Below are 20,517 nucleotides of genomic sequence, written 5' to 3'. Positions count from 1 at the left end.
CGACAATTAATTGATCGGATCAATGATATGCGCGAAAGATCCTGCAACGCGTCCTTCGATCAGGCCCATCGGGCCAAGCGGGGTTCCTTCGGCGTTGGTTGCATTAAACAGGGGCGTCCCATCTGCGCTTAAAGTGCTGGCATAGTGGAATTCATGCGCAGCGTAAGTGCGATGATTGGGTGTATTATATGTCAGAGGATGTTGGGCCAATTGGGTAAGGCTACGGTATCCTAAGTGCAGTTTACGTTCCTTGAAGCTTGTGGTGAGGCCCAGAAGTCCTGCCATCTTATGAGGCGTACCTTCCGCGTCGATCAGGGTTTCGCCAAGCATCATGTATCCGCCGCATTCGCCATATATATCAGTTTCTTGTGCCGCATATTTAAGGCTTTGAATGAAGGTTGCATTGCTGGCGAGGGTGGCCGCGTATAGCTCAGGGTATCCACCCGGCAGGAATAAACGGTCTGCTTCAGGTACAGGTTCATCAGCCAATGGTGAAAACGGTAGGATCGTCGCGCCGCTTTGGTCCCAATCGCGCAGCATGTGAGGATAGGTGAACGAAAAAGCGGCGTCGCGTGCCACGGCAATGCGTCGGGGCGCATTTTTTACGGGCTGTGCAACAGGCCAATCAGATGGTGCTGCTAGTGCTTTCAGCGCCCTGAGATCGACGTTTTCGGCAACTATGTCGGCTGCTTTGTTCAAGAAGGCATTGAGATCAGGCATCTCACCTGCTTGGACAAGGCCAAGGTGGCGAGATGGGCGTGACAATTCGGATGAGCGGGGAATAGCGCCAAGCACAGGGATTTTCAGCGGTGCTAGCGCGGTTTTAAGCATGTCAGCGTGACGTTCAGACCCGACATGGTTCAAGATGGCGCCCGCAATCTTCACATCTTTGTCGTGGGCCATAAAACCGCCAACCAAGGCCGTGATTGACTGTGACATTGCCTTTGCGTCCACAATCAAGACGACAGGCAGCTTAAGCGCTTTTGCGAGTTCGGCGGTAGACCCTCTTCCGTCAGGCGGGGCACCGTCAAACAGACCCATCGCGCCCTCAACGATCAAATCCCCCGCACCAGAGGCGAGCGATTTCAAGCGTTCTGGCGTCATCGCCCATGCGTCAAGGTTCACGCAGGGGTGCCCCGTGGCGGCTGCGTGAAACTGTGGGTCGATATAGTCAGGGCCGGATTTTGCAGATCGGATGCTATGACTCGCACGAGACAGCGCGCGTAGGATGCCAAGTGTTACGGTTGTTTTCCCTGCACCCGAAGACGGCGCTGCGAGGACAAAACCGCCCACTGGATTAGGCCGATTCAGCGGGCCGTCCACGGCCCAATGGGTCTAGGTTTACAGGTGGGATGCCTTCGGCCTGTGCTTGCCAGTTCAACACATCCCGCATGCGCACCGCTTTGCCGACACAGATAATCGCAGGCGGTTCGAGGCCCGCTTTGGCGATGTCAGCCTCAATCGTTCCCAGTGTTGTTTCAATGACCTGTTGGTCTTTTGTGGTGGCGGATGTCACGACCGCGACAGGTTCAGATAAGGGGCGTCCAGCATCGGTAAGGGATGCGGTAATTTGGGAAATGTGCTTCATTCCCATGTAGATAACAATAACTTGCGACCCCTTGGCGATTGAATGCCAATCGAGGCTTTGTGTAGCGTTGCCGGATTGGTCATGGCCCGTCACGAAGGTCACAGATTGGTTTACATCGCGGTGCGTCACGGGGATGCCAGCATAGGCAAGCCCGCCGATCCCAGCTGAAATACCAGGAATAATGCGAACGGGAACACCATGCTGCACAAGCGTTTGCGCTTCTTCGCCGCCACGCCCGAATACGAACGGATCACCGCCCTTAAGGCGCAGCACGCGCTTGCCTGTTTTTGCCAAATCGACCAACTGAAGCGAAATGTCGCGTTGTTTGGCTGACGGTTTGCCGCCACGCTTGCCTGCATAGATATGTTCGGCCTGCGGAGCCCAATCGAGGATCGCGACCTGAACCAACGCGTCATAAATCACAACGTCGGCTTGGCGCAGTGCATTCAAGGCGTGCAGCGTCAAAAGACCCGGATCACCGGGGCCAGCACCGCACAGCCAAACCCAGCCTTTTTCAAGCTCGGGCCAGTCATATGAAGGGAGTCGCGTATCCATACCGTCTTATGGCCCGAGAACGGGGCGTGTGAAAGGGAGCAAACGACATGGTTTTGCGGATTGGCGTCATCGTGCTGCGCGGTTAAGGTCGCGACAATGACACGTAAACCATCAGGAGAGCTGCGGCGGGGCTGGACCACGGGCGCATGTGCCACCGCTGCCACTAAGGCGGCGTTGATGGGGTTATGGGGTGATTTTCCCGACCAAGTTTCAATTACATTGCCCAAAGGCGAGCAGCCTGTGTTTGAGGTTGTTGGCGCGTGCCGTGGCGATGGTTGGGCGCAGGCCGGTATCATCAAAGATGCAGGCGATGATCCGGACGTGACCCATGGCGCGACGATTGATGTGCGCGTTTCGACGTCCATCGGGGGCGTGGTGTTTAAAGCGGGCGAGGGAGTTGGCACCGTCACCAAAGCGGGTTTGCCGATTGGTGTTGGTGAAGCGGCTATTAACCCTGTGCCAAGGGCGATGATGGATGAGATCGTTGCTGAGATGGCAAGCGAATTTGGGCAGTCCCCTAATGTCGAAATTACGGTTAGCATCCCGAACGGCGAAGAAATTGCCCAAAAAACGTGGAACCCGCGTCTTGGGATTGTCGGTGGGTTAAGTGTTCTTGGAACCACGGGGATCGTGCGCCCGTTTTCATGCGCAGCGTGGATTGCCTCTATCCATCGCGGGATTGATGTGGCGCGTGCAGACGGGTTGACCCATGTTGCGGGCTGCACGGGCAATATGTCTGAGAAATCGGTTCAGGCGCTTTATGGGCTACCGGATCACGCGATGCTGGATATGGGCGATTTTATTGGCGGGATGATCAAGTATATGCGCCGCAATCCCATTGCTCGGCTGACGATTGGCGGCGGCATTGGTAAGCTCACCAAACTGGCGCAAGGGGCCGTCGATTTGCACTCGGGCCGCTCGCAAGTGGATTTTGATATGCTATCTGAATGGGCGGGCAACCCTGCTGTGGCGAAAGCAAACACCGCACTAGAGGCCTATGAAATCGCAGGGCCGGAGCTTGGGCAAGTCATTGCACGCAAAGCCGCAAAGCAAGTGCGGGCGCAGTTTGGCGAAGACGCGCCTGAAACAGATATCGTGATGATTGATCGAAGCGGAAAGATTATCGCGCAGGTGGGACTGTGACGGTTCTACTGCTGGCAGGGACAGGTGAGGCCAAGCGTATTGCGTGGGCTTTGACGGATACGGGCATTAACGTGATAGCATCGCTTGCGGGCGCAACGCGCTCGCCCGAACCATTGCCAATTCCGACACGCACGGGCGGGTTTGGCGGCGAAGACGGTTTTCGCGCCTATTTAGAAGACCAAAACATCAGCGCCGTTTTGGACGCAACGCATCCGTTTGCCGATCAGATCACCAATCGCACCGCGCGGATCTGTGCAGAGTTGGGCCTTCCTTATGCGCAACTCGTTCGTCCACCTTGGATTGCTGAGACGGGTGATGATTGGACGATAATTGATGTGCCAGAAGACGCAGCAGCGTATATTCCCGCGAACGCTGTCGTGTTCCTTGCAACGGGGCGTCAAACGCTAACGCAATACGCGAACCTTGAGGGACGGCGCGTGCTGTGTCGTTTGATCGACCCACCCACCGCGCCGTTTCCATTTGAGGGCGGTGAGTTTGTTCTTGGCCGACCGCCATTTTCACCACGAAGCGAGGCGCAGTTGTTCAAAGCGCTTGGGGTAACTCATATCGTTGTGAAGAACGCAGGTGGGGACGGGGGCCGTGCAAAGCTGGACGCAGCGCGTGCGTTGAAGATTCCCGTTTTGCTGTTGAAACGCCCCGAAATGCCGAGCGCGACGCCGCTTTCGAACGTTCAAGAAGCAGTTGCTTGGGTGATGTCGCTTGGGACGCGCCAATGACTGAGCGAATTATTGAAACGGATGCTTGCGTCATTGAAGGCATGGATTGGTTAGCCGCGCATTGCCCGAAGATGAAAGCGGCTTATGCCCAAACGGGGCCACTGCCGCTGCGGCGCAAACCAGACGGGTTTGATCAACTTTTAAATGCGATCGTGGGTCAACAGGTCAGCATCGCAAGCGCGAATGCGATTTGGGGCCGGTTGGTCGATGCGGGCATGACCACGCCTAAGGCCTGCGCTGCCGCGAGCGAGGATGAATTGCGTGGGCTCGGTTTAAGCCGCCAAAAGGCGCTTTACACCCACGAGTTGGCGAATGCCGGTATTGATTTTGACGGGCTGCGCACCATGCCGAGCGTTGAGGTTATTAAGACGTTAACAGCGGTAAAGGGCATTGGTCCGTGGACGGCAGAAGTCTATGCGATGTTCAGTCTTGGCCGTGCGGATGTCTTCGCGCCTGGTGACTTGGCACTGCAAGAAGCCGCCCGCGTTTTATACGACCTACCGGAGCGCCCGAAGGAAAAAGCTTTTCGCGAGATGTCGCAGGATTGGTCGCCGTGGCGGTCGGTTGCAGCGCGGCTTTTGTGGGCGTACTACCGCGTAGACAAAGAGAGAGAAGGCATCATATGACACGGGTTCTAAATTCACAGCGCCGCGAACCGGCATCGGGCGAAATGCGCTCTGCGGTGGTGTTTTTACACGGGTACGGCGCGAATGGGGCCGACCTGATGGGCCTTGCTGATCCACTGGCAGAACACCTGCCTGACACTGCTTTCTTTGCGCCGGATGCACCCGAAGACTGCGCCGGAAGCCCGATGGGGTTCCAGTGGTTCCCGATCCCATGGATTGATGGATCATCCGAGGAAGAATCCCGCGCAGGGTTGGATCGTGCAGCGGATGACCTGAACAGCTATCTTGATGGTATTATGGTCGATGAAGACCTGTTGCCCGAACAGGTGATGGTGCTTGGGTTTAGCCAAGGAACGATGATGTCACTTCACGTTTTGCCGCGCCGTGAAGACGCGGTTGCTGGGCTGACTGCGTTCTCTGGTCGTTTGCTTGAGCCAGAAGCGTTGGTTGATGACGTTGTTTGCCGTCCTCCGGTCCTGTTAATCCACGGAGACGAGGACGACGTGGTTCCCGTTAAATCCTTGCCAGAGGCCGCCGAAGCGCTTCAAGGTGCAGGCTGGAAAGAGGTCTACGCACATATCCAAAAAGGTACAGGCCACGGCATTGCGCCGGATGGATTGCAGGTGGCGCTCGCATTCATGCGCGAACGGCTTGGCTATCAATAGGGTGCACGCCTTAGTGTCTAACCGGCACTGATCTGTCATAAAACTATCAATATCTTGGGCTTGAATGGCTGTGAGCACGAGATATAGTCGGTCTTAAGACTGGAGCGGGGCTCCCGTTCTGGTGCTTTTGATAGCAGACAGGATGGGAACGGTTTTGCAGATTGCAACGAATACAGACACGGATTTCAGATCAGACTTTGTGCGAAAGCCAGTAGGGTTAAAACAGCACCCCGCACTTGTGTTGAATGCCGACTACCGTCCGCTGTCCTATTACCCGCTATCACTTTGGCCGTGGCAGGATGCTGTGAAAGCCGCATGGCTGAACCGTGTCGACATTGTCGCCGAATACGACGAAGTCGCGCGATCCCCGTCGATGGAAATTCGCATTCCATCGGTTGTCGTGTTGCGCGATTATGTGAAGCCGCAAAAGAAGGTCGCGTTTACACGGTTCAATCTGTTCCTGCGTGACGAGTTTTCGTGCCAATATTGTTCTGCAACGGGGGATTTGACGTTCGACCACGTTGTGCCGCGGGCCGCAGGTGGGGTGACATCTTGGGAAAACGTCGTTGCCGCTTGTTCACCGTGCAATCTGTCGAAGGGATCAAAGTCACTGCGCGAGGCACGAATGTCTTTGCGCAAACCACCGCGGCAGCCAGCGGCAGAGCAGTTGCGCAATATGGGCCGCAAGTTTCCACCCAATTACCTACATGCGTCTTGGTTGGATTTTCTGTACTGGGATGCAGAACTTGATGCATAATGCGCGCGCGGCAATGTTTACGCTTTAAACGCGGGTAACGTGCTAGACTTAGATTTAAATCGAAGCTAGAAAGCGCTACGTTAGCGCTAACTTAACCTCGGAGGACCACATGGTCTCGCGCGTGATCCCAGTTGAAGAATTTGACCTCGTAATTTTTGGGGGGACGGGCGATTTGGCCCGCCGCAAAATTTTACCCGGATTATTCCGGCGATTTTTGTCCAACCAAATGCCTGCAGGCTCGCGCATTATTGGTGCAGCGCGCACGGATATGGACAGTGACGGATATCGTCAGATGATCCGCGAAGCGATTGCCGAATTTGGTGGTGACGAGTCCAAAGACAAAGAGTGCATCGAGAAATTCGTTGCACAGCTGCACTACATTCCCGTTGATGCCAAGGGCACCGGGGGCTGGGAAGAGCTGCATGACCTGATCCGTTTTGAGGTCGTGAATGCGTTCTATTTCTCAGTCGCGCCAAGTCTGTTTGGGGATTTGGCGGAACGGTTGCACAGCTTTAAGATTGCCGATGATGACAGCCGCGTCGTCGTTGAAAAACCGTTTGGCCGTGATTTAGAAACAGCGAAGGCGTTGAACGCAACGCTGGCAGAGCATTTTGACGAAAGCCAAATCTACCGGATCGACCATTACCTGGGCAAAGAAACGGTTCAAAACCTGATGGCCGTACGTTTCGGCAACATGTTGTTTGAGCCGCTTTGGAACAACCATTACGTCGACCATATCCAGATCACTGTTGCTGAAACGGTTGGTGTTGGCGGGCGAGGGGCCTATTATGACCAATCCGGCGCGATGCGTGATATGGTTCAGAACCACCTGATGCAGCTTTTGTGCCTGATCGCGATGGAATCGCCGTCGATGTTTGATGCGGACGCTGTGCGTGACGAAAAGCTAAAGGTTATTCGCGCGCTGCAAGCTGTTGAGCCGCACCATATTGTTCGTGGTCAGTATGACGCTAACAAAGACAGCCCAAGCTACCGCGATGACGCAGAAGATCCGCGTTCGCACACGGAAAGCTTTGTGGCCCTGCGCTGTGAAATCGCCAACTGGCGTTGGGCGGGCGTACCGTTCTACTTGCGCACTGGCAAGAAGCTTAAGGCGCGTTCGTCCGAGATTATTGTTGTGTTCAAAGACATCGGGCACTCGATCTTTCCGGGGGATGAAAAACGCCACCGCAACATCTTGTCGATCCAGTTGCAGCCGAATGAAGGCATGCAATTGCAGGTCACGATTAAGGAACCAGGCCCGGGCGGTATGCGGTTGATCGACGTACCACTTGATATGACATTTGCCGAAGCGCTGGGGCCAGACGCCGAAGACAGCACCGACGCCTATGAGCGCCTGATCATGGACGTTATCCGCGGCAACCAAACCCTGTTTATGCGCGGTGACGAAGTTGAAGCGGCATGGGCGTGGACAGATCCGCTGATTGAGGGCTGGAAAGCCCGTGGCGACGTTCCAAAGCTATATGACCAAGGGTCATCTGGCCCTGAGGACGCGTTGATGTTGATGCATCGTGAAGGCCGGCGTTGGCACGAAATTAAGGAATAACGCGATGAAACTTATCGAATATCCTGATGCAGAAATGATGATGATGGACCTTGCCAACACCCTCGCGGGTGAATTGGAAAGCCATTTATTGAACCATGACACCGTGTCGTTTGCCGTTCCGGGTGGCACGACGCCTGGGCCGATTTTTGACGTCCTTTGCGCGGCAAAACACCTCGATTGGGCGCGGATCAACGTGATGCTCACGGATGAGCGGCGCGTTCCAGAAGACCATGCGCGCTCAAACACGCGGCTTGTGAAAGAACGGTTGCTTGTGGATGCCGCTGCTGCCGCCAATTATGTGTCATACCTTCCAGCTGGGGACGCCGCGGATATTGCTGAACTTTCTGGAGCGGTTGAGCCGCATTTGCCGATTTCCGTTCTGCTTTTGGGCATGGGCGCGGATATGCACACAGCCAGCATTTTCCCGAACTCACCTGATCTTGAAATGGCATTAAACACGCCACTTCCACTGGTGACGGTTCAACCACCCGACGGATTGGAGCCGCGGATTTCATTGTCGATGAAAGCACTGCAAGACGCGATGCGCTGTCATGTCGTCATCATAGGAGCGGAAAAGCGAGAGGCGCTTGAGCGTGCGCAGTCGTTAACGCCAACGGATGCACCAATTGCGGGCGTTCTTTCTGGTGCAACAGTTCATTGGGCGGAGAGCTAAGTCATGTGGGGCAAACTACACATCCATCACGAGGCTGTAGAAAACCGTCGTTTTGAAACGCTGTTCGATGTTAAGCGTGCGGATGACTTTACCGCGTCCGTCGGCGATATGCGTCTGGACTATGCCAAAACCAACATCGATGAGCGCGGCCGTGCGTTGCTGATCGACCTGCTTGATCAAGTTGATCTGGCGGGCAAGCGCGATGCGATGTTCGACGGAACGGCGATCAACGAAACCGAAGGTCGCGCTGTATTGCACACGGCATTGCGTAATCTTGATGGTGGACCTGTGATGGTCGACGGTGCGGATGTGATGCCCGAGGTTCTCGGCACATTGGACCGCATGGAAAAATTTGCCGCCGACGTGCGCTCAGGTGCGTTCAAAGGGCAGGGTGGCAAGATCACGGATGTCGTGAACATCGGTATCGGCGGGTCTGACCTTGGCCCCGCGATGGGTGTTCTTGCGCTGGCGCCGTACCACGATGGTCCGCGCTGTCATTTTGTGTCCAACGTCGACCCTGCGGATATTAGTCAGGTGCTGCGCAGCTGCGATCCGACAACGACATTGGTGATTGTGGCGTCCAAAACATTCACGACAATTGAAACCATGACCAATGCCCGCACAGCGAAAGCGTGGATGGGTGAAAGCGTATCCGACCCTGCAGCGCAATTCGCGGCACTCTCTACATCCGAGGATGGCACCGCCGCCTTTGGGATCGATGCCGCCCGCGTGTTTGGTTTTGAAGATTGGGTTGGTGGGCGCTATTCGATGTGGGGGCCGATTGGCCTGTCCATGATGATTGCGATTGGCCCAGATGCGTTTCGTGCGTTTCTGCGTGGCGCGCGAGATATGGACCGCCATTTTCAAGCGGCTGACTGGTCCGAAAACATGCCGGTTATGCTGGCTTTGGTCGGCATTTGGCACAATCAGATATGTGGGTATTCCACACGCGCGGTTCTGCCTTATGATAACAATCTCAGTCGCTTACCAGCCTATCTTCAACAGCTTGAGATGGAGAGCAACGGCAAAGGCGTCAGCATGGATGGCGAAGACCTATCCATCAATTCCGGCCCTGTTGTCTGGGGTGAACCTGGTACAAACGGTCAGCACGCGTTTTATCAACTGATCCACCAAGGCACCCGCGTTATCCCTTGTGAATTCCTTGTGGCGGCCCGAGGCCATGACGATGACTTGCACCATCAACACCAGTTGCTTGTCGCCAATTGCTTGGCCCAGTCCGAAGCCTTGATGAAAGGCCGCGATCTGGATGAAGCGCGTGGTAAAGTTGCCGATAAGTTTGAGGGTGCTGAGCTTGAGCGCCAAGCAAAGCATCGCGTCTTTGCAGGTAATCGACCTTCAGTAACAATTGCTTACCCAAAGCTTGATCCGTTCACTTTGGGCCAAATCATTGCGCTTTATGAACACCGCGTGTTTGTTGAAGGCGTGGTTTTGGGCATCAATTCTTATGACCAATGGGGCGTGGAATTGGGCAAAGAATTGGCGACTGCGCTGCAGCCAATCGTTGAGGGCGCGGATGCGTCCGGCAAGGATGAATCAACGGCTGCGCTCGTCGGGTTCTTGCAACAGCACGGCGTTTAGAGCTGCACGGCACCATCGCGAAGGATGAATGCTTGGCGTAGTGCGTCAGGCAGGGGCCGTTTGGTGTTGTCTTGGTTTAACAACACCGCCACGCAATCACCCGTGGTGGTGATCTGACCGTCGACAAAGGTCGCGTATTCCATGACCCAGCTGGTGTTGCGCATTGAAACCGTGCGGGTAACGTTAATGTAGCTGGTTTCGGGTTTTACTTCAGCTTTGTAGTCTAAGCCTACTGATTTAACGACAAATTTTGGGTTCTCGCCCGCAAGGGTATAGGCGTCATAGTGGTTCAGATAGTTAACGCGTAAGGTTTCATACCAACGCAAATAGGCCACGTTGTTTACGTGGTTCAACACGTCTACTTCCCCGAACCGGACGCGATCGGCCATGCCGAAAGTCCACGGTTCGGGAACGCCCGCATTGCGAAGCGAAAGCTTATCTAACGGGATGATAAACGGGGTCATACTGCCGCGGTGACGATGATTTCGACTTTGTAACCGGTGGTCGCAAGCTTTGCTTCGCCTGTCCAACGTGCAGGCGCGCAGCCTTCTGCAACCCACGCATCCCAAACCGCATTCATATCGGCGAAGTCCGTGCTCATGTCTGCACACCAGATCTGTGCTGTGATCAGCTTGGTTTTGTCTGTGCCAGCTTTTTCCAACAACACGTCGATTTTACCGAGAATGGCTTGCGTTTGCTCAGTCACGGTGCCGCCTTCAGCGCCAACTTGGCCCGCGAGGTAGGCAATGCCACCCGTGATAACGACTTGGCTCATACGAGCGTTTGAATCGATGCGGATGATTTCTGACATGGGATGATCTCCTTCGAAAAAAATGAATGGAGCGGGTAACGAGAATCGAACTCGTAACTGAAGCTTGGGAAGCTTTCGTGATACCTTTTCACCATACCCGCTTGAGCGCACGGGTAACCAAGGCACTTAATAGTGTCAACTCCGCTTCAAGCCACGCTTAGCAATAGACGCACGAGCGCAGTCTGAGAGTTCACGCCGGTCTTTTCGTATATCCGAGTGAGGTGCGTGCGCACTGTATTCACACTGATGCCAAGTTCGTTCGCAATACATTTAAGGCCTTGGCCACTTGCCACATGGCGCGCGACATTGGTTTGGCCTTCAGAGAGGCCAAACACGGTCTGCGCGATAGCTAACTTGCGTTCAACGACGTCATCGAGATCAAATTGGACATAGGTCGCGCTATCTCTCACGTTCAGACAAACGACAGCCACACATCCTTCATCGGTTTCACCCAGAACGACTGGGCAGCGGAATGGACCATCGTTTTGTTCAATGAAACGGGTCATTTCAAAATGCCCGTGATAGAGGCTGGCGTTCTTTAGGGCCGATTGCAGGACTTTGTCCCATGCCAAACGGTTTGCACGCAACCGGCCAGAGGAGATGCTGAAAACTGGGTGCGACGTAAGTTTTTCTCGCGTTGCCTCGTTGGTCCAGATGACATGCCCCGATCTATCGACGGCCAGTGAGGCAACAGAGCTTTGTTTCCGAACTTTGACAATCACATTTGAATGGGCGATTTTCCATCCTTGTGGTGTCTTACGCATAAACCTTGTTTCGTAGGTGTCTGTGAAAATGCCTTCGGCACCTGTCGCGGTACTGTCAAAAGTCACGATCGCCGAGTTGTCATCGATAGATATCGCCATGTCATACTTGTCGTAGTGGGTGTTGTTGCATTGCAGTTTAGTTTCAAACACATGCTGCATGTGCTTGCAGGCTTCCGTCCAGCCACGCAGAACACAAAGTCCTGCGTTTTCAGATACATACACTATATGGGTGGACTCATGGGGAAGCCAACAGGCTTTCCATCCCTCAAAGTCGCCTTCCGAAAATGTGCTTGTTTCGGACAAGATCACATCTTGGATTGCGGTCTCATCAGCGGAGAGGCAGCCATTGATAGAAGAATGATGGGTCATCTGGTCAACATAGTTTCTGTACGGCAAGACGGCAATTGGCACCGACTTTTGTTAGCTTTGCCAGATTTAGCCCCTCAAGGAACGGCCGTACCCAGTTTGTGAGGCTTCCGAATATGGGTATGCTTTGGCGTGCGTAAAAATCTTCTTCGGTTTGGACTTGGCGTTTACCAGCGTTGTGAGAAAGCATTTGCGCGGCAATAATTTGTGAATAATCCATGATGTGCCTCATGTGTTTGAGATTTGGTGCAATCAATTTGCCTCAAAACACATCAGGTGGCCGTCATCTGGAGTGACCACAGGGCACCGATTTTCTGAATTAGTTAGCTGCGGCGACGTCTGCGCCGGCCGGCACCACTGTCACCTTGTGTATTGAACAGAACATCCGGCAAAGGCGTGTTTGAGCGCAAAATGGTAAATGGGTCCGTCGCGTGCGGAATTGCGTTGGCGTTGACGAAGTGTTCTTGGAACTTCGGCTCAATTGCGGTTTCGACTTTTGTGATTTCGCGTACGGTTTTCTCAATGGACGTGCGGGCTTCGACGGAACACAAAGCCATGCGTGCGCCTGTACCCGCAGCGTTGCCAGCAGATGTGACCTTATCAAGCGGCACATCAGGGATCATGCCCAGCACCATCGCGTGTTTGGGGGAAATATGAGCGCCAAATGCACCGGCCAAAACCACGCGTTCAACGGTATCGGTGCCCATTTCATCCATCAACAGACGCGCGCCTGCATAGAGCGCGGATTTCGCGAGCTGGATCGCGCGTATATCGCCTTGGGTTACGGTGATGAGTGGGCCACCATCCGCGGTACCGTCGTGGATGACATAGGAATGGGTGCGCCCATCAGGAATGCAGCGCGTCGTTCCGGTTTGCTCGGGGGCGCCAATCAGACCTTTGGAATCCAACAATCCTGCCATGCGCATTTCAGCGACAGCTTCGATGATGCCAGAGCCACAGATGCCTGTAACACCCGTGGTCGCAATCGCGGCGTCAAAGCCTGCATCGTTTGACCAAATATCAGATCCGATAACTTGGAAGCGGGGTTCTTTCGTTGTTGGATCAATCTCGATCCGCTCAATCGCGCCAGGGGCCGCGCGTTGGCCGCTGGAAATCTGTGCGCCCTCGAATGCAGGGCCTGTCGGTGACGAACAAGCAAGCACTTGGGTTTTGTTGCCAAGCAGGATTTCGGCGTTGGTACCCACATCCACAACCAGCGTCAGCTCGTCTTGTTCATATGGCGCTTCAGACAGGGCGACGGCGGCGGCATCTGCTCCGACATGTCCCGCAATGCACGGGAGAATGAACACGCGCGCAGCGGGGTTCATGCTTGTGAGGTCAAGATCAGCAACATGTAGGGACAGCGATTTCGAGGTGGCGAGCGCGAAGGGCGCTTGGCCAAGCTCAACCGGATCAATCCCAAGCAACAGGTGGTGCATGACCGGATTGCAAACGAACACGGCTTCCATGATTTGGCTCGGCTGGATTTCAGCCTCAGCCGATAGGGTGTCCGTCAGCGCATTCAACGCCGTACGTACCGCGTTGGTCATCTTCACGTCACCACCGGGGTTCATCATCACGTAGGACACGCGGCTCATCAGGTCTTCGCCGAAGCGGATTTGTGGGTTCATGATGCCGCTGGACGCAACAACAGTGCCATTGCGCAGATCGGTTAAGTGCGCGGCGATAGTGGTTGAGCCAAGGTCAATCGCCAGTCCGTAAAGGCGTGTTTCATCAAAACCAGGATGAATGTCTAGGATGCGGTGAACCGTGTCTTGGTGGCCTTTGTGCAGAACCACCGTGCAGGTCCATTTGCCTTTACGAAGAACCGGCTGCAATTTGCGCAGCACAGACATGCCAGCGGTAATGTCGTCAATGTCCCACTGTTCCTTCAGGGCGATCCCAAGGCGTTCGAGATCCCCCGTTGGGGTGTGCATATCAGGCTCTGCGACTTCGACGTAGTAAGACCGAACCGCCGGATCCATAACCATCGCGCGGGCACTGGCAGCCTTACGAACCACTTGGCGGTGGACTTGGCTTTCTGGTGGCACATCAATCACGATGTCGCCTTGCACCGTGGCTTGGCACCCAAGGCGGCGACCATCAATAAGCCCGCGTTTGTCTTTGTAACGCTGCTCGACCGAGTTCCACTCAGAAAGGGCGCCGTCTTTGGCCGTCACACCGTGTTTGGAAAACTCGCCATAGCTTGGCGTGATCTGACATTTCGAACAAATGCCGCGTCCGCCACAAACGGAATCCAGATCGACACCCAGCTGTCGCGCTGCCGTTAGGATCGGGGTTCCGGTCGGGAAATGCCCACGTTTGCCAGACGGGGTAAAGACGACGAGTGGATCATTGCTCATGGAGTTTGGCCTTTAGATTTTTTTCAACAATAGCGTCTCGGTCGCGATGATGCAGCCGCTATCCGCCATCTTAATGTTCAGGAACGTCATGAGGTTGCTTTGTAGGGCGCAGATTTAGCGCGGTTCACCCTTTTCCTTCGGCCCAATCCATGCGAAAGGACCATGCCTAACGACGCCATTGCTTTGGAGAGTATGATGGAGATTCGCGAGGCCCTCACGTTTGATGATGTATTGCTGGTTCCGGGGGCGAGTTCTGTCCTCCCGAGCACCGCTGACACGCGCACGCGCGTCACGCAGGCAATCGATCTAAACATCCCGTTATTGTCCTCTGCGATGGACACAGTCACCGAAAGCCGCATGGCGATTGCAATGGCGCAGGCCGGCGGCATGGGGGTCATTCACAAGAACCTCAATGTTGAAGAACAGGCGCGTGAAGTGCGCCGTGTAAAACGGTTCGAGTCCGGCATCGTTTATAATCCTGTAACACTGCGCCCCGATCAAACGCTGGCGGACGCCAAGGCGCTGATTGAGCGCTACAATTTCACGGGTTTCCCTGTTGTAGACGACAAGGGCCGCGTGATGGGGATCGTGACAAACCGCGACATGCGCTTTGCCACATCCGATGATCAGCCGATCTCGACCATGATGACGCTGGAAGACCTCGCCGTGCTACGCGAACCCGCCGATCGTGATGAGGCTATTTCGCTGATGAAGTCGCGCCGCATTGAAAAGCTGCTGGTCACTGATGACAGAGGTGTTCTGACAGGCCTGTTGACGTTGAAAGACACAGAGCAAGCAGTGTTGAACCCAACCGCCTGTAAAGATGACTTGGGTCGTCTGCGCGTTGCTGCGGCGACTTCAGTTGGAGATTCAGGATTTGAACGCACTGAGGCGCTGATTGCCGCTGGTGTTGATATCGTCGTGATTGATACTGCGCACGGTCATTCCGAAGGCGTGATCGAAGCTGTGAAACGCGCAAAGGCGCTGTCGAGTGGTGTGCAAATCATTGCGGGCAATGTCGCGACTGGCGAGGCCACCAAAGCCTTGATCGATGCAGGCGCGGATGCGGTTAAGGTCGGCATCGGACCGGGGTCAATCTGTACGACGCGTATGGTTGCTGGCGTTGGCGTTCCACAGCTCACGGCGATTTCTGATTGTGCCAAAGCGGCTGGCGATGTGCCAATTATTGCGGACGGCGGCATCAAGTTCTCAGGCGATTTTGCCAAGGCAATTGCGGCGGGCGCGTCCTGTGCAATGGTTGGTTCTATGATCGCAGGTACTGATGAATCCCCGGGAGAAGTCATTCTGTATCAAGGCCGTAGCTTCAAAAGCTACCGTGGAATGGGGTCGCTTGGTGCGATGGCGCAAGGGTCTGCCGATCGCTACTTCCAAAAAGACGCTGCGAGCGACAAGCTCGTGCCGGAAGGCATCGAGGGGCAAGTGGCCTACAAAGGGTCTGCAGCCGCTGTTGTGCACCAAATGGTCGGCGGTCTGCGCGCTGCGATGGGCTATACTGGCTGTGCCACGGTCGATGAGATGCGCAAGAACTGTAAGTTCGTGAAGATCACGGGTGCTGGGCTCAAAGAAAGCCATGTGCACGACGTTCAAATCACGCGCGAGTCGCCCAACTATCGGGCCATGTGATCCATGACACCTGCCGCACGTGTTGCCGCCGCCATCGAAGTTCTTGAAACGATCTTTGAAGGTGCGACGCCTGAAAAGTCCCTAACAGGCTGGGGGCGCACGCACAGGTTTGCAGGGTCCAAGGACCGCGCGGCTATTCGCGACCATGTGTTCCAAGCGCTGCGGTGCAAGGCCTCTTATGGCTGGCTTGGCGGTGCAAACACAGGGCGCGGGGTTATGCTTGGCGCCATGCGGGCTGCGGGGCAGGTGGATGAGATGTTTACGGGCGTCGGACACGCCCCACGTGACGTCGAAGACGGTGAAGAAGCGCGTCTTTTGAAAGATGCGGAACGTTGGATACAGCGTGATATGCCGGGCTGGATGCTGCCGCATTTTGATGCCGCGCTTGGCGCGGATTCAGACGACGTTTTTGACATCCTTAAGGATCGCGCTGGTGTGTTTTTACGTGTGAACGCAGCGCGCAGCACGGCTAAAGATGTGATTGCTTCGCTTGCCGAAGAAAACATCGTCGCTGTTCCCGTTCAGAACATGGGCTTCACACTTCAAGTTATTGAAAATGAAAGACGTGTGGCGCTATCTGCGGCCTATGAAGACGGTCTTATTGAACTTCAGGACACGTCCTCGCAACACGCGATTTCAGCGTTAAACATCACTAAGGGGCAACGCGTTCTTGATCTATGTGCTGGCGGCGGCGGTAAAGCTCTTGCGATGGCTGCTCTTGGCGCGGAAGTAACCGCACATGACATTGACCCCAAACGGATGGTCGACATTGCACCACGCGCCGCGCGGGCTGGCGTGACGATTGAAACCGTTGCGACGGAAAACTTGGCCACGATTGAGCCTTTTGACATCGTTTTCGTCGATGCGCCTTGTTCGGGGAGTGGAACTTGGCGTCGAAATCCGGCGGCGAAGTGGGATTTGACGGCTGAGCGGCTTCAAGAACTGACGACCATTCAGGATGAGGTTCTATCACAGGGCGCAAAGATTGTTCGCGCTGGTGGTGCGCTTGTCTATGCGACGTGCTCTGTGTTTGAGGCGGAAAATAATTCTCGTATTCAATCGTTTATGGCGGTCACTTCGGGTTTCGCGATCGAACAACAGGTTTCAATCGCGCCTCACGCCCTTGGTGATGGTTTCTACTATTCAGTGCTGAGGTGCGCTGCTTAGCAACCACTGATTGCATTGTTTATGAAACGCCCTAGTCTTACTCCAATAACTTAAGTGGAGGTTAAGGATTTTATCGTTAGCTGCACCTAACGAATCTATCCATGAATGAGGCGGGCGTGTCAGAAGAGAAGACCCATAGCCAGTTAACAGCGGCTGCCGAAGCAATAAGTTTGCCTTCACGCCATGAAGCGCGCGATTTTCCTGTTGTTGCGTTAGTCTTGCTGGGGAGTTGCGCAGCTATTGCGGCGTTTTTTCTATCCCAACCTGAATTCCGGTTAGGTCTACTAGCGTTCGCAGTCGCGCTTATTGTATTTGCGGGCTCGGCATCGGGCTACAAGGCGTTGCAAGCTCGCAAAAAGTCTTACGCTACCCAAGCTGTCGTTTCCCTTGTTGAGCATGATCCCACTCCCTGTTTTTTAGCGGATATCGAGGGGAATGTTGCCTTTCGAAATGAGACCGCTGATGAGAAATTCCGCGACAGGGCGAACGATACGCTAAGCTGCATTTTTGCTGACCTATTTGCGGACCCAACCTCTGTACTTTTCCGCCTTCAAAGCAAGGCCCAAGCTCTGGGCAGTGCACGAGAAGATATCGTAACGCGCAAAGGGCATATACGTCTCGCAGTGAACGCTGTTGAGGCCGATATGTACCTGTGGCGCGTAGAGGATCTTTCTGACCGTGGTGGTGGTGCGCGTGCGGCCGACGCGCTCAGCTTACCAATGCTAACAGCGGGGCCAACGGGGACCGTTCTTTACATGAACGAAGCATTTCGTCGCCTGTTAGGCGGGCGCGCGAAGAATTTGAGTGGTGTGTTTGCTGAATTGCCGATCACATCGGGGCATGTTCACAAAGTGCTGTGCGAATCTGGTGAAATCGAAAGTCTTGTGGCTGAGGTGCCAAGTCACGGAGGGCGCCGTGAAATCTACCTTCTTCCTGGCGACGACCTTTCCGATGCTGCGAACACCGGTACCGAATGGGACGCGATCGAGGAGCTTCCGGTTCCGTTACTTAAGATTTCGGCAGCTGGCGAAGTCCTATCGTCCAACCATGAAGCACGTGTTTTGTTAGACAATAAGATCGGTTCTGGATCCCGGATGAGTGATTTGCTTAAGGGGCTAGGTCGACCGCTAACGGATTGGGTCACTGAGACGGTAGAAGGCAAAGGGCTAGGAACGGCTCAATTTTTAGAAGCTGTTCATGAAAGCAAAGAAATCCATGTTCAAGTGTCGCTAAATCCCGCTGGATCAGAGGATGGAACAGATTATGTCGTTGCAGTTTTGAGTGATGTAACCGAATTCAAAAACCTAGAAATGCAATTTGTTCAAAGCCAGAAAATGCAGGCTATCGGGCAGTTGGCCGGTGGCGTTGCGCACGATTTCAACAACCTTCTAACTGCGATATCAGGCCACTGTGACCTATTGCTACTGCGTCATGATCAAGGCGACGGAGACTTTGCTGATCTTGTGCAAATTCATGAAAACGCCAATCGCGCAGCGGCGCTCGTCGCCCAACTGTTGGCATATTCGCGCAAGCAGAACCTGCAGCCAGAAGTTATGGATCTTCGCAACACGCTATCGGAAAGCACGCACCTGTTGAACCGGCTTGTTGGCGAACGTTTAACTCTAACGCTGGATCACGACCCGAGTTTAAGCCCGATCCGCGCCGACAAACGCCAGCTCGAACAAGTCTTGATGAACCTTGTCGTGAACGCACGTGATGCGATGCCCGAGGGAGGGAACATCAGAGTTGAAACTGAAAATACCGCTTTGGTGGAACCACTTCACCGCGACCGCGTTACGGTTCCTGCAGGACGATATGTGGTTCTACGTGTCCGTGATACCGGCATTGGCATTCCAGAAGATGTGCGAACCAAAATTTTCGATCCGTTTTGGACGACCAAGAAGTCGGGAGATGGAACAGGTCTTGGCCTGTCCACGGCTTATGGAATTATCAAGCAGACGGGCGGTTATATCTTTGTCGATTCCGAAGTCGGTGTCGGAACGACATTTAGCATCCTAATACCGCGCCATGATGCGCCGATCGAGCATGTGGAGAAACCGACCGGGAGCCCCAATTCAGTGGCGATCTCAGGGGATGGTGTCGTTCTTCTGGTAGAGGACGAAGCGCCGGTTCGCGCATTTGCATCACGTGCACTGAGGTTACGTGGCTTTACGGTGCTTGAAGCTGATTGCGCCGAATCCGCGCTCACCATGTTGTCTGATCCAGACCTTGAGGTGGATTTGTTCCTTACGGATGTGATTATGCCGGGCAAAGATGGTCCAACATGGGTGCGCGAAGCGCTGACGTCGCGCCCGAATACTAAAGTGATTTTTGTCTCCGGCTATGCAGAAGAGTCATTTGGGGAAGACCAAAAGAGCATTCCTAATTCGGTGTTCCTTCCTAAACCGTTTTCTCTCAACGAATTAACGAAGACTGTCCACAATCAGCTTCATTGAACAGCACGCAAGTTCTCTATGTGGGAAGCTGATCCCAAAAGGGCTGCGTAATCATCTTCAACGACAGAGACCGAAAAATTCGCCATGAAAGGTGAGAACCGCCCTTTGTCTTGAAACGCATCCTTGAAGCCAAATTCTGAAAGGTATGGCGCCAATGCTCTGGCAACACCGCCAACCAAATAGACGCCTCCAAAAGGAAGTTGAATCAAAGATAGATTGCCACAAACAGTTCCTAAGGTCTTTGCAAACAGGCCCGCAGCGTCGCGCGCCAGATTATTGTTGCCTGTTTCACAAGCGGCCATGATGTCTTGTGCGGATAACTTGGCGGGTGTTCCGGCTTCGTCGCAAAGAAACGAATAGACCCGTTCCAAGCCACGCCCAGACAACACGTCTTCGATCGCAGGAAACCCGTGCGCACTTGAGACGTATCGGCATAAGCGGAATTCTTGCTCGGATTGGATCGGTAAGTTCGCATGACCAGCTTCCGAGGGCGGTACAAAACGTCCTGTTTCGGTTTCAAAAACCGGCGCCGCGTTGAACCCTGTTCCGACGCCGACGACCAGCCGAACAGCCTGCGCCGACGTTTCAGGTCCATCAATAATCGGACGGAACGCCGCTGATGCAAGATCCCCAATTGCGTGACCTTGCGCTTGGAGATCGTTCAGGATCGCGACCGTTTTAGCATTTGTCGCGCTCATCAAAGTGTCGCGATCGATTGTCCAGTCGAGATTGGTCATCGTAGCAACGCCGTCGCGAACGGGGCCTGCGACCGCAACACAGGCCGCAGCGGGAACAACTTGTCCTTCATCCGCCAGGTAGGTTTGCAGGACGGCGGCCAAACCATTGTATTTTGCGTTTGAATACCGACGCACGGTTTCCGGTAACACCTCGCGGCCATTGGCAAGCGCGCAACGCGTGTTTGTGCCCCCGATATCGGCGACCAGAGACAGGGTGTTCATCGGATGTGTCATGTTTTCGAAGTTCCAAAACGCGTTACAGAATTTATTCTGTAGGGTTTTTGACCCGACGACGTGTAAGC

General features: G+C 54.5%; 18 protein-coding genes and 1 tRNA gene. 11 read left to right on the top strand and 8 right to left on the bottom strand.

Annotated features, from left to right (window positions below):
* Nucleotides 1–6: 6 nt before the first annotated feature.
* Together OSB_RS07965 and cobA are read right to left on the bottom strand one after the other, a co-directional pair.
* Nucleotides 7–1,293 carry a cobyrinic acid a,c-diamide synthase CobB gene (locus OSB_RS07965; RefSeq protein ID WP_049834485.1) on the bottom strand — a complete coding sequence of 429 codons (1,287 nt, stop codon included), beginning with the start codon at nucleotides 1,291–1,293 and terminating at the stop codon, nucleotides 7–9.
* A 4-nt stretch (nucleotides 1,294–1,297) separates the two neighbouring features.
* Nucleotides 1,298–2,143, bottom strand: coding sequence for a uroporphyrinogen-III C-methyltransferase (gene cobA, locus OSB_RS07960; protein WP_049834484.1), 846 nt, complete (start codon nucleotides 2,141–2,143; stop codon nucleotides 1,298–1,300).
* Nucleotides 2,144–2,239: 96 nt separating this feature from the next.
* Between cobA and OSB_RS07955 the strand changes: the two genes are divergently transcribed.
* The 8 genes from OSB_RS07955 (at nucleotide 2,240) to pgi (ending at nucleotide 9,907) form a co-directional block, all read left to right on the top strand.
* A complete protein-coding gene (locus OSB_RS07955; protein ID WP_049834483.1) occupies nucleotides 2,240–3,286 on the top strand; it encodes a cobalt-precorrin-5B (C(1))-methyltransferase in 1,047 nt (348 codons plus the stop codon).
* Nucleotides 3,283–4,023: a cobalt-precorrin-6A reductase gene (locus OSB_RS07950; RefSeq protein ID WP_049834482.1), complete on the top strand. Its 741-nt coding sequence runs from the start codon at nucleotides 3,283–3,285 to the stop codon at nucleotides 4,021–4,023. The genes OSB_RS07955 and OSB_RS07950 overlap by 4 nt, the downstream gene beginning before the upstream one ends.
* Nucleotides 4,020–4,649, top strand: coding sequence for a DNA-3-methyladenine glycosylase family protein (locus tag OSB_RS07945; protein WP_049834481.1), 630 nt, complete (start codon nucleotides 4,020–4,022; stop codon nucleotides 4,647–4,649). Before OSB_RS07950 ends, OSB_RS07945 begins: the two co-directional genes overlap by 4 nt.
* Nucleotides 4,646–5,314 carry an alpha/beta hydrolase gene (locus tag OSB_RS07940; RefSeq protein ID WP_049834480.1) on the top strand — a complete coding sequence of 223 codons (669 nt, stop codon included), beginning with the start codon at nucleotides 4,646–4,648 and terminating at the stop codon, nucleotides 5,312–5,314. The genes OSB_RS07945 and OSB_RS07940 overlap by 4 nt, the downstream gene beginning before the upstream one ends.
* 142 nt (nucleotides 5,315–5,456) lie before the next feature.
* Entirely contained in the window at nucleotides 5,457–6,071 is a 615-nt protein-coding gene (locus tag OSB_RS07935; RefSeq protein WP_049834479.1) for an HNH endonuclease, read from the top strand.
* 109 nt (nucleotides 6,072–6,180) lie between these two features.
* A complete protein-coding gene (zwf, locus tag OSB_RS07930) occupies nucleotides 6,181–7,635 on the top strand; it encodes a glucose-6-phosphate dehydrogenase (RefSeq protein ID WP_049834478.1) in 1,455 nt (484 codons plus the stop codon).
* A gap of 4 nt (nucleotides 7,636–7,639) precedes the next feature.
* The gene (gene pgl, locus OSB_RS07925) at nucleotides 7,640–8,308 is read left to right on the top strand and encodes a 6-phosphogluconolactonase (protein WP_049834477.1); all 669 of its coding nucleotides are present in this window, start codon (nucleotides 7,640–7,642) and stop codon (nucleotides 8,306–8,308) included.
* A 3-nt stretch (nucleotides 8,309–8,311) separates the two neighbouring features.
* Nucleotides 8,312–9,907: a glucose-6-phosphate isomerase gene (gene pgi / locus OSB_RS07920; RefSeq protein ID WP_049834476.1), complete on the top strand. Its 1,596-nt coding sequence runs from the start codon at nucleotides 8,312–8,314 to the stop codon at nucleotides 9,905–9,907.
* On the opposite strand, the gene OSB_RS07915 is transcribed toward pgi, so the two are convergent.
* From OSB_RS07915 to OSB_RS07890, 5 genes are all read right to left on the bottom strand, one after another.
* A complete protein-coding gene (locus OSB_RS07915; protein WP_074202208.1) occupies nucleotides 9,904–10,371 on the bottom strand; it encodes an acyl-CoA thioesterase in 468 nt (155 codons plus the stop codon). The genes pgi and OSB_RS07915 overlap by 4 nt on opposite strands.
* Nucleotides 10,368–10,718, bottom strand: coding sequence for a RidA family protein (locus OSB_RS07910; protein ID WP_049834474.1), 351 nt, complete (start codon nucleotides 10,716–10,718; stop codon nucleotides 10,368–10,370). The genes OSB_RS07915 and OSB_RS07910 overlap by 4 nt, the downstream gene beginning before the upstream one ends.
* Before the next feature lie 27 nt (nucleotides 10,719–10,745).
* Nucleotides 10,746–10,819, bottom strand: a tRNA-Gly gene (locus OSB_RS07905).
* Nucleotides 10,820–10,864: 45 nt separating this feature from the next.
* Entirely contained in the window at nucleotides 10,865–11,851 is a 987-nt protein-coding gene (locus OSB_RS07900) for a helix-turn-helix domain-containing protein (protein WP_049834473.1), read from the bottom strand.
* 320 nt (nucleotides 11,852–12,171) lie between these two features.
* Nucleotides 12,172–14,211 (bottom strand): ASKHA domain-containing protein, encoded by a 2,040-nt coding sequence (locus OSB_RS07890; RefSeq protein ID WP_049834471.1) that lies wholly within the window; start codon nucleotides 14,209–14,211, stop codon nucleotides 12,172–12,174.
* A gap of 195 nt (nucleotides 14,212–14,406) precedes the next feature.
* Between OSB_RS07890 and guaB the strand changes: the two genes are divergently transcribed.
* From guaB to OSB_RS07875, 3 genes are all read left to right on the top strand, one after another.
* Entirely contained in the window at nucleotides 14,407–15,855 is a 1,449-nt protein-coding gene (guaB, locus tag OSB_RS07885) for an IMP dehydrogenase (RefSeq protein ID WP_049836097.1), read from the top strand.
* Nucleotides 15,856–15,858: 3 nt separating this feature from the next.
* Nucleotides 15,859–17,022 carry an RsmB/NOP family class I SAM-dependent RNA methyltransferase gene (locus OSB_RS07880; protein ID WP_049834470.1) on the top strand — a complete coding sequence of 388 codons (1,164 nt, stop codon included), beginning with the start codon at nucleotides 15,859–15,861 and terminating at the stop codon, nucleotides 17,020–17,022.
* Between the two features lie 101 nt (nucleotides 17,023–17,123).
* The gene (locus tag OSB_RS07875) at nucleotides 17,124–19,478 is read left to right on the top strand and encodes an ATP-binding protein (RefSeq protein ID WP_082166439.1); all 2,355 of its coding nucleotides are present in this window, start codon (nucleotides 17,124–17,126) and stop codon (nucleotides 19,476–19,478) included.
* On the opposite strand, the gene OSB_RS07870 is transcribed toward OSB_RS07875, so the two are convergent.
* Nucleotides 19,472–20,449, bottom strand: coding sequence for a glucokinase (locus OSB_RS07870; RefSeq protein WP_049834469.1), 978 nt, complete (start codon nucleotides 20,447–20,449; stop codon nucleotides 19,472–19,474). The genes OSB_RS07875 and OSB_RS07870 overlap by 7 nt on opposite strands.
* Between the last annotated feature and the right edge of the window lie 68 nt (nucleotides 20,450–20,517).

It is taken from the genome of Octadecabacter temperatus, assembly GCF_001187845.1.
GTDB classification, from domain to species: Bacteria; Pseudomonadota; Alphaproteobacteria; order Rhodobacterales; family Rhodobacteraceae; genus Octadecabacter; species Octadecabacter temperatus.
This window is presented reverse-complemented; position numbering and strand designations above follow the sequence as displayed.